Annotated in this window: 8 protein-coding genes; 4 read left to right on the forward strand and 4 right to left on the reverse strand. The window is 64.8% G+C overall.

Going from position 1 to position 8,818, the window contains the following annotated elements:
• Positions 1 to 1,154 (forward strand): translation elongation factor 4 (lepA, locus tag AC1D34_RS29475; RefSeq protein WP_476826124.1); only part of this gene is annotated, 1,154 nt, incomplete at its 5' end.
• An 87-nt stretch (positions 1,155 to 1,241) separates the two neighbouring features.
• On the opposite strand, the gene AC1D34_RS29480 is transcribed toward lepA, so the two are convergent.
• Both AC1D34_RS29480 and AC1D34_RS29485 read right to left on the reverse strand, forming a co-directional pair.
• A complete protein-coding gene (locus tag AC1D34_RS29480; protein ID WP_476826125.1) occupies positions 1,242 to 2,552 on the reverse strand; it encodes an MFS transporter in 1,311 nt (436 codons plus the stop codon).
• Positions 2,553 to 2,630: 78 nt separating this feature from the next.
• On the reverse strand, positions 2,631 to 3,245 hold the full coding sequence (locus AC1D34_RS29485; protein WP_476826126.1) for an HAD family hydrolase: 615 nt from the start codon (positions 3,243 to 3,245) through the stop codon (positions 2,631 to 2,633).
• A gap of 117 nt (positions 3,246 to 3,362) precedes the next feature.
• Here AC1D34_RS29485 and AC1D34_RS29490 point away from each other — a divergent pair, with 117 nt between their 5' ends.
• On the forward strand, positions 3,363 to 4,259 hold the full coding sequence (locus AC1D34_RS29490; RefSeq protein ID WP_441490428.1) for a protein-methionine-sulfoxide reductase heme-binding subunit MsrQ: 897 nt from the start codon (positions 3,363 to 3,365) through the stop codon (positions 4,257 to 4,259).
• A 59-nt stretch (positions 4,260 to 4,318) separates the two neighbouring features.
• Entirely contained in the window at positions 4,319 to 6,049 is a 1,731-nt protein-coding gene (locus tag AC1D34_RS29495) for an MFS transporter (RefSeq protein ID WP_476826127.1), read from the forward strand.
• A gap of 78 nt (positions 6,050 to 6,127) precedes the next feature.
• Here the strand turns inward: AC1D34_RS29495 and corA are convergent, their stop codons facing one another.
• Both corA and AC1D34_RS29505 read right to left on the reverse strand, forming a co-directional pair.
• Positions 6,128 to 7,096 (reverse strand): magnesium/cobalt transporter CorA, encoded by a 969-nt coding sequence (corA, locus tag AC1D34_RS29500; protein ID WP_441490426.1) that lies wholly within the window; start codon positions 7,094 to 7,096, stop codon positions 6,128 to 6,130.
• 175 nt (positions 7,097 to 7,271) lie between these two features.
• On the reverse strand, positions 7,272 to 8,069 hold the full coding sequence (locus tag AC1D34_RS29505; RefSeq protein ID WP_113518344.1) for an undecaprenyl-diphosphate phosphatase: 798 nt from the start codon (positions 8,067 to 8,069) through the stop codon (positions 7,272 to 7,274).
• Between the two features lie 245 nt (positions 8,070 to 8,314).
• Here AC1D34_RS29505 and AC1D34_RS29510 point away from each other — a divergent pair.
• Positions 8,315 to 8,818: glutathione S-transferase family protein (locus tag AC1D34_RS29510; RefSeq protein WP_476826128.1), on the forward strand; the 504-nt coding region annotated here is incomplete at its 3' end.

The following is an 8,818-nucleotide window of genomic DNA, read 5'->3' on the forward strand; positions in this document are numbered from 1 at the left end:
TCGACGGCGTGCTCAAGAAGGGCATGACCATCCGCATGATGCGGGCCAATGCCGCCTATGGCGTCGACCGTGTCGGCGTGTTCAAGCCGAAGATGCTGGAAGTGAAGGAACTCGGCCCCGGCGAGGTCGGATTCTTCACCGCCTCGATCAAGGAAGTCGCCGATACCGCCGTCGGCGACACCATCACCGACGACCGCAAGCCGGTCGCCGAGCCGCTGCCGGGCTTCAAGCCGGTGCAGCCGGTGGTGTTCTGCGGCATTTTCCCGGTCGATGCGGCCGATTTCGAGGTGCTCCGCTCGGCGATGTCGAAGCTGCGCCTGAACGACGCCTCGTTCTCCTACGAGATGGAGACCTCGGCAGCGCTCGGCTTCGGCTTCCGCTGCGGCTTCCTCGGACTGCTGCATCTCGAGATCATCCAGGAGCGGCTCGAGCGCGAGTTCAACCTCAACCTGATCTCGACCGCGCCGTCCGTGGTCTATCATCTCAGGCTGCGGGACGGGACGACGCTCGAGCTCCACAATCCGGCGGACATGCCGGATGTGATGAAGATCGAGGCGATCGAGGAACCCTGGATCCGCGCTACCATCTTCACGCCGGACGAATATCTCGGCTCGGTGCTGAAGCTCTGCCAGGATCGGCGCGGCCTGCAGATCGACCTGAGCTATGTCGGCTCGCGGGCCAAGGTCGTCTATGACCTGCCGCTGAACGAGGTGGTGTTCGATTTCTACGACCGTTTGAAGTCGATCTCGAAGGGCTACGCCTCCTTCGACTACGCCATCACCGACTATCGCGAGGGCGACCTCGTGCGCATGTCGATCCTGGTCAATGCCGAGCCGGTCGACGCGCTCTCGATGCTGGTCCACCGGACCCGCGCCGAGGCTCGCGGTCGCGCCATGTGCGAGAAGCTCAAGGAGCTGATCCCGCCGCACATGTTCCAGATTCCGGTCCAGGCCGCGATCGGCGGCAAGATCATTGCTCGCGAGACCATCCGGGCGCTGCGCAAGGACGTGACCGCCAAGTGCTATGGCGGCGACGCCACCCGCAAGCGCAAGCTTCTGGAGAAGCAGAAGGAAGGCAAGAAGAAGATGCGGCAGTTCGGCAAGGTCGAGATCCCGCAGGAAGCCTTCATCGCTGCGCTGAAGATGGATTCCTGAGCGGAGCTCAGGTTCCGCTCTCCCTCGCTAAGGTCATCCCGGGGCTGGCTTCGTGCGCCCGGGATGACGCGAGCCCAGCCGGTCCGACTACGCCAGAACGGCCTGACGCGTCTCGGCGTCGATCAGGAAGGCTGCAACCGCTGCAACCAGCAGCAGGGCTGCGAACAGGGCGATCGCAGTGGCAAAACTCTGCGCAATCACGAGCGCCACCGCCGATGGCGCGAGCAGGCCGCCGAGCCGCGCCATGGCGCCGGCAACCCCCATGCCCGTGCCGCGGAGTTCCGTCGGATAGAGCTCGGGCGTAAAGGCGTAGAGTGCACCCCAGGTGCCGAGCAGCGCAAAGCTCATCAGCAGGATCGACGCGCCGATCACTGTTGCGCTGCCAGCGCCGACAAACAGGGCGCAGCCTGCCGCGCTGAGCAGCAGGAAGCCGATCAGGGTCGGTCGCCGGCCCCATGTCTCGACGCCATAGGCGGCCAGCGCATAGCCAGGCAGCTGGGCCAGCGCGACGATGACGAGGAAGCCATAGCCACGGACGAAGCCGAAACCCTCGCCGGCGAGCTTGGCCGGCATCCAGGTGAAGACGCCGTAATAGGACACCGAGACAAGGAACCAGATTCCGAGGATCAGCAGGGTGCGCCGGCGCAGATCGGGCGCGAGCAATCCGGAAGACGTCGCGGCCGGCGGCAGGGTGATCGCCGAAGCGGACGAGAGTTCCGCTTTCCCGTTGGTGCGCAGCATCTGGTTGAGCACGCGCTTGGCATCGTCCGCTCGCCCTTCCTTCAGCAGGTACAGGGGTGATTCCGGCACCCAGAAGCGCAGCCAGATGCCGATCAGCGCGGGCAGCGCCGTCGCAGCAAAAATCCAGCGCCACGCGTCAGCGATCCCGGCGATGCTTGCAGCCCAGGCGGCCAGGGCGACTGCGATCGTGCCGACCGCCCAGAAACCCTCCAGCATGACCAGCCAACGCCCGCGGTTCTTCGGCGGCAGGAATTCCGCCATCATCGCGTAATCGACGGGCAACGTGCCGCCGACTGCGATGCCGGTCAGGAAGCGTAGCGCGAGAAGGGCTGCGAAGGACGGGGCGAAGACCGAGAGCAGCCCGAATACCGCATCGCAGGCAACCGTGATCAGGAGCACGCGACGGCGGCCGTAGCGATCGGCGAGGCGCCCAAACAACGCGGCGCCGATCAACATGCCGAGGAAGAACAGCGTTCCGGTCTGCAGGGCCTGTGGCACGCTGAGCCCGAAGGTCGCAGCGATGGAGGCGGCGGTGAAAYCGACCGCCAGCACCTGCATGGCATCAGCCGCCCAGACGAGGCCAAAGATTCCGAGCAGCCGACGTTGGAACGGGCCGGTGCCGGCGGTGGACAGAACGCTCTCGACAGGAATGCTCATGGCGTGGCGAACTTTCTTCGAGGCGCCTTCGGGCCGTTCTGGTCTTCGTAGCGTGGTACGTGCGGGACGGGCTCGGCGCTAGATCTGGACGCCGAGACCACGCAGTGTCGCCCGCAGGTCGATCGGCTCGACGAAATGCACGGCTTGCATGCCGACATGACGCGCGCTCTCGATATTCTTGGCGCTGTCGTCGATGAAGACGCAGGAACCTGCGGCGAGGCCGTAGCGCTCCAGCAGCACGTGATAGATCGCAGGATCCGGCTTGATCAGCCGTTCATGTGCCGAGACCACGACGCCGTCGAAAGACCCGAGGAAGGGAAAGCGGGCGACGCTCTCGTCCCATTTCTCGCGCGAGAAATTGGTAATCGCATAGACTTTCTCACCCTTGGCCTTCAGGTCCGAGAGGACCGCGACGCTTTCGGCGATCTCGCCGGATACCGTCTCGTGCCAGCGTTCGTCGAAGGCCTTGATCTCGCGCTCCCATTCGGGATGAACGGAGACCAGTTCGGCGACGGCTTCCGMCCAGGATCGGCCGCGATCCTGCTCGATGTTCCAGGCTGGGGTGCAGACGTTCTGCATGAACCAGTCCATGCGCGCTTCGTCGGGGATCAACTGGCGGTAGAGATGGCGCGGATCCCAACGGATCAGGACGTTGCCGACATCGAAAACAACGGTGGGGCTAGTCGAAGGCATGGCCGGTCCATTCTGAATACGGGGCCGGTCGCAGAAGGCTCACGTCCTTGTGTGCAGACGTGCGAGACAGAGGCAAGGCCTCTCGCGTATTCGGGACATGCGATGGTGGAGATCGGCATGAAGGCATGGTTGCCATGGCTGGACCGGCAGGGGCGTTTCTCGGGGCTGCGCGCTGCGACATTCGCGCTCGTACTGGTGCCGGCGCTCTGGCTCGCCTTCGACGCCTGGACCGGCCAGCTCGGTTCGAAGCCCTGGACGCGGGCGGTGCATGATACCGGCACCTGGGCGCTCAGGCTGCTGCTGGTTACCCTTGCCGTCTCGCCGCTGCGCCGGCTTCTCGACTGGAGCAAGCTCATCGGCATCCGCCGCATGCTGGGCCTCTCCGTGCTGGCTTATGCGCTCGCCCATCTCGCGCTTTACTGCATCGATCTCGGTTTCGACGCCGGGCTGATCGTTTCCGAAATCGTCAAACGGTTCTATCTCGTCGTCGGCATCACGGGGCTGACCGGGCTGGTCGCACTCGGTGCAACCTCGACCGACGGCATGATCCGCAGGCTGGGTTCCGCCCGCTGGCAACAGCTGCATAACGTCGTCTATGCCATCGCTGCGCTGGGGCTGCTGCACTTTGCCCTGCAGTCGAAGATCGACGTCACCCAGCCGGCGCTGATGACCGGGCTCTTCGGCCTTCTGATGCTTTACCGGCTGCTGCCGCGATTCGGCGTGATGCTCGATACGCCCCGGCTGGTCCTGACGGCGCTTGCGGCCGGTCTTCTGACTGCGCTCTGCGAGACGGCCTGGTATGCGTTGGCGACCGGTGCCTCGGCCTGGTTGGTGTTCCAGGCCAATGCCGATGTCGTCGTCTATGGTGATCTCGAGGCCCTCAGGCCCGGGCATTGGGTCGCGCTGGCGGGGCTTCTCGTCGCCTTCGCCCATTACTGGCGTGCGCCTGCGGCGCGGCAGGTCGAGCGGCGTGCGCGTCGCAGGGAAGGGCTTTCCGCGCAAACGGGGGCCTAAGAGCAAATCATTCCAAACTGATGGTTGGCATCCCGCGGGCGAGGCTCTAACCCTATGGCATGCCTGACGATCCGAACGCCCAACCCACCGCCGACGTAGCCGCAGCCGATGTTGCCGCGACGGGGGATGGGGAGGTCGATGAGGGGCTGTCTTCGCCATTCGTGCCTCTGCGCCAGCCGATCTTCCGGGCTGTGTGGTTCGCGAGCCTTGCCTCCAATTTCGGCGGGATGATCCAGTCGGTCGGCGCAGCCTGGCTGATGACTTCGATCGCCAGTTCTGCCGACATGGTTGCGCTGGTGCAGGCCTCGACGACCTTGCCGATCATGATGTTCTCGCTGGCGGCGGGTGCGATCTCCGACAATTTCGACCGGCGCAAGATCATGCTGACGGCGCAGGGCTTCATGTTCACGGTCTCCGTGGCTCTCGCCGTCTCGGCCTGGTTCGGCGTGATCACCCCGTGGCTGCTTCTCGGCCTAACTTTCCTGATCGGCTGCGGCACGGCCTTGAACGGGCCCGCCTGGCAATCCTCGGTCGGCGAGATGGTGCCGCGTCGCGATCTGCCGGCCGCGATCACACTGAACAGCGTCGGTTTCAACATTGCCCGCAGCGTCGGGCCGGCGCTGGGCGGCTTCATCGTTGCGGCAGCGGGCGTCGTCGCCTCCTTCACGGTGAATGCACTGAGCTATATCGGGCTCGTCACCGTACTGGCACGCTGGAACCCTCCAAAGATCGAGCGCGTGCTGCCACGCGAGACGCTCGGCATCGCGATGAGCGCCGGCATCCGCTATGTCGCGATGTCGCCAAACATCCGCTCGGTGCTGCTGCGCGGTGCGGCCTTCGGATTCGGCGCCATTGCGGTTCAGGCGCTGCTGCCGCTGGTGGCGCGCGATCTCGTCAAGGGCGGGCCTTTGACCTTCGGCTTGCTGCTCGGTGCTTTCGGTGCGGGAGCGGTCGGGGGGGCCCTTCTGAGCGCGCGGGTACGTCGCGCGCTCACGACAGAGACGCTGGTGCGCGCCTCATTTGCCGCCTTCTCGGCTGCGGTCATCCTGGCGGGGCTGAGTGTCTATACCGTGACGACCATGGCGGCCCTGCTCATCGCCGGAGCGAGCTGGGTCCTTGCACTCTCGACCTTCAACGCGACCGTGCAGCTTTCGGCGCCGCGCTGGGTCGTCGGCCGGGCACTGGCGCTCTATCAGATGGCGACCTTCGGTGGGATGGCGCTCGGCAGCTGGGTCTGGGGCTATATCGCCCTGCATTTCGGCACCGACCGTGCCCTGTACTGTGCAGGCGCCGTTCTGCTTGTGGGAGCAGCACTTGGGCTGCGCTATGCGCTGCCGCCGCTCGAGCAGCTCAATCTTGACCCGCTCAGCCGCTGGCAGGTTCCGAAAGTGGCCGTCGACATCGAGCCACGCAGCGGCCCGATCATCGTCACCATCGAGTATATCATTCGCGAGGAGGACATCGTCCCCTTCCTGAATGTGATGGCCGAGCGCCGCCGCATCCGTCGCCGCGACGGTGCCAGACACTGGGCCTTGCTGCGTGACCTGACCGATCCGCAGCTCTGGATCGAGCGCTATGACAGTCCGACCTGGGTCGAATATATCCGCCAGAACCAGCGCGTCACCCAGGCAGATGCCATGATCGGTGACAGGGTAAGGGCCCTGCATCAGGGGCCCAACCCGCCCGTGGTGCACCGTGTCATCGAACGACAGACCGGCTCGCTGCCCTTCGCCCAGCAGCAGCCCGTGCCGGATGCGGCGACCCCCGCGACCGATCCCAGGATCGGCTAGGGCGGGGAGTTCGACGATGGCCTTCGGGGTTGCGGAGATGTGCAGGCGGCCCTCTGGCGAAGCCGGGGAGGCTTCCCCTTACAGCCAGCCGAAACGCTTGAAGCGCATGTAGAGCGCGGTGCAGAACGCCGCGATGAGCCCGAGCACGACGAAATAGCCGTACTGGGTCTTGAGCTCCGGCATATGCTCGAAGTTCATGCCATAGATCCCGGCAACCGCGGTCGGGACCGCGAGGATGGCCGCCCAGGCCGCGAGTTGCCTGGTGATGACGCCCTGGCGCTGCTGTTCCAGCAGATGACTCGCCTCGAAGACGGAGGTCAGAATGTCGCGGAGGCTCCCGACCATGGCTTCGGCACGCCGCGCATGGTCCCAGACGTCATTGAAATAGGGCTTCGCTTCGGCATCGATGCAGGGAAGATCGAGATGCACCAGTTTGCGGCAAAGTTCGGACATCGGACCGAGCACCCGCTGGAAGCGGATGAGCTGGCGGCGCAGTCCGAAGATGCGCGGCACGTCGACCCGGCCGAACTCGCTGGCGAGCATCTCCCGCTCCATCTCCAGGACGTCCTCCTCGATCGTCTCCACAATCGGGAAATAGCCGTCGACGATGAAGTCCAGCACGCCGTGCAGGACATAATCGACGCCGTAGCGCATCTGGGCGGTCGCGGCCTCGAGTTGGCTGCGCAGCTCGGTATGGGCCCGTGCGGAGCCGTGGCGAACCGTGATGATGTGGTGCTTGCCGACGAAGATCGCCGTCTCGCCATAGGCGATCTGGTCATCCTCGAGATGCGCCGTGCGCGCCACGATGAAGAGCTGGTCGCCATAGATGTCGACCTTGGGCATCTGATGCGCCTTGAGCGCATCCTCGACCGCAAGTGGATGCAGGCCGTAGCTGCTCTGGAGCGTGCGCAACTCCTCTTCGGAGGGTTCCAGCAGGCCGATCCAGACGAAATCGGATTGGTCCTGGGCACAGGTCGAAGGCTGGTCGAGCGCAACGGTCCCGACGCGCTTCCCATCGACATAATGACAGGCGGCAATGACACTCACGGCAGGCTCGCTCCTGGCATCTCGGGGCCCGGTCGAAAACGTCCGGTCACCCCATAGCGGCGCTTGCAGGCTAGCACGGCAGCGCCGGAAAAGCCGCGGCGCCACATGGCAGGCCGCGATGGACAGCGCCTTCAGTCGGAACTGCTGGGATCCCAGTTCTCGACGGGCCTTCCGATCAGCCGAACACCCACAGACCCGCCAAACCCGCTGCGCCGACGATGATGCGCCACCAGGCGAAGAGCGCGAAGCCACGGCGCGAGACGTAGTCGAGGAAGGTCTTGACCACGAGGAGCGCCGCGAAGAAGGCCGCGACGAAGCCGACCACGATCAGCATCGTGTCGTCGAAGGTCAGGGTCTTGTAATTCTTAAGGAGGTCATAGGCGAAGGCGCCCGCCATGGTCGGCATGGCGAGGAAGAACGAGAACTCCGCCGCCGCGCGTTTGCTCGCGCCGAGCAGCATGGCGCCGACAATCGTCGAACCCGAACGGGAGACGCCCGGAATCATCGCCAGGCACTGGATGAAGCCGATCTTGAGATACATCGGCAGCGGGAAGGTGGTGGCGTCGGTGTGCTTCACCTCGAGCTCGAGTTCGTCGACGACGAGCAGCACGAGCCCGCCCGCTATCAGGGCGCAGCAGACCAGGAACGGGTTGAACAGCACGCCCTTGATGAAGCCATGCAGCAAGGCGCCGATCACCGCTGCCGGCAGGAAGGCGACGAGCACGCCGATCACGAAGCGCCGTGCCGCCGGATCGGTCCGCAGCCGCAGCGCGATGTCGAGTAGCCGCCGGAAATAGACCAGCAGGATGGCAAGGATCGCGCCGAGCTGGATCAGGACCTCGAAGGTCTTGCCGTTCGATTCAAAGCCGAGAAAGTGACCGAGCAGCAGGAGATGGCCAGTGGAGGAGACCGGCAGGAACTCGGTCAGACCCTCGACGATGCCGAGCACGATCGCTTCGAACAGGTTTTGCATGGCTGTTTCCCAGGAAGCCTCAGATCGCCGCCGCGGCAGAGGTAAACCGTACCCCTCTATGGAACCAAGCTCTTTGCCAATTGGTTACCACTTCGCCAAGCCAATGCCGTGGATTCGTGGCTTCCCATGGGCAGCGGGTTGTGAGGGGGCGTAGCCGAGACTATAGCAAATGTGCGGCGCATAGCCCGATGCCTCCCCCCTTCGACAGCCCTGCTTCGGCCGCATCCATCTGTTTCAAGAGTGCAATGGCGTCCCTTCATCATTATCCGTTATGCCCGCATTCGCGCTTCATCCGGCTCGTCCTTAGCGAGTTCGGGCAGGAGGCGGAGCTGATCGAGGAACGTGTCTGGGAGCGCCGGCGCGAGTTTCTGGAACTCAACACAGCTGGTACGACACCGGTTTTTCGCGAGGAGAACGGCTTTGCCGTCCCGGGCGCCGGACCGATCTCGGAATATCTCGACGAGACCCGCGGGCTGGCGCTGGGCCCGCGGCGCCTGTTGCCCGAGGGGATGGCAGAGCGCGTCGAGGTTCGTCGCCTGCTCGACTGGTTCAACCTCAAATTCGATAGCGAGATCACCAACCCGCTGGTGCTCGAGAAGGTCATGAAGCGCTTCATGAGCCGGGATGAGGGCGGTGGCCCGCCGGAAATGAGCGCCATCCGCGCCGCACGCGCCAATGTGCGCTATCATTTGCGCTATATCGCCTGGCTGACGGCCAAACGGAACTGGCTCGCAGGCAGTGCGCTGAGC

It is taken from the genome of Allobosea sp. P1_A7, from assembly GCF_056406775.1.

Coding starts and splice junctions, on each gene's coding strand:
- AC1D34_RS29490 (WP_441490428.1), top strand. CDS start 3,363: ATGAAGGCATGGTTGCCATGGCTGGACCGGCAGGGGCGTTTCTCGGGG.
- AC1D34_RS29495 (WP_476826127.1), top strand. CDS start 4,319: ATGCCTGACGATCCGAACGCCCAACCCACCGCCGACGTAGCCGCAGCC.
- AC1D34_RS29505 (WP_113518344.1), bottom strand. CDS start 8,069: ATGCAAAACCTGTTCGAAGCGATCGTGCTCGGCATCGTCGAGGGTCTG.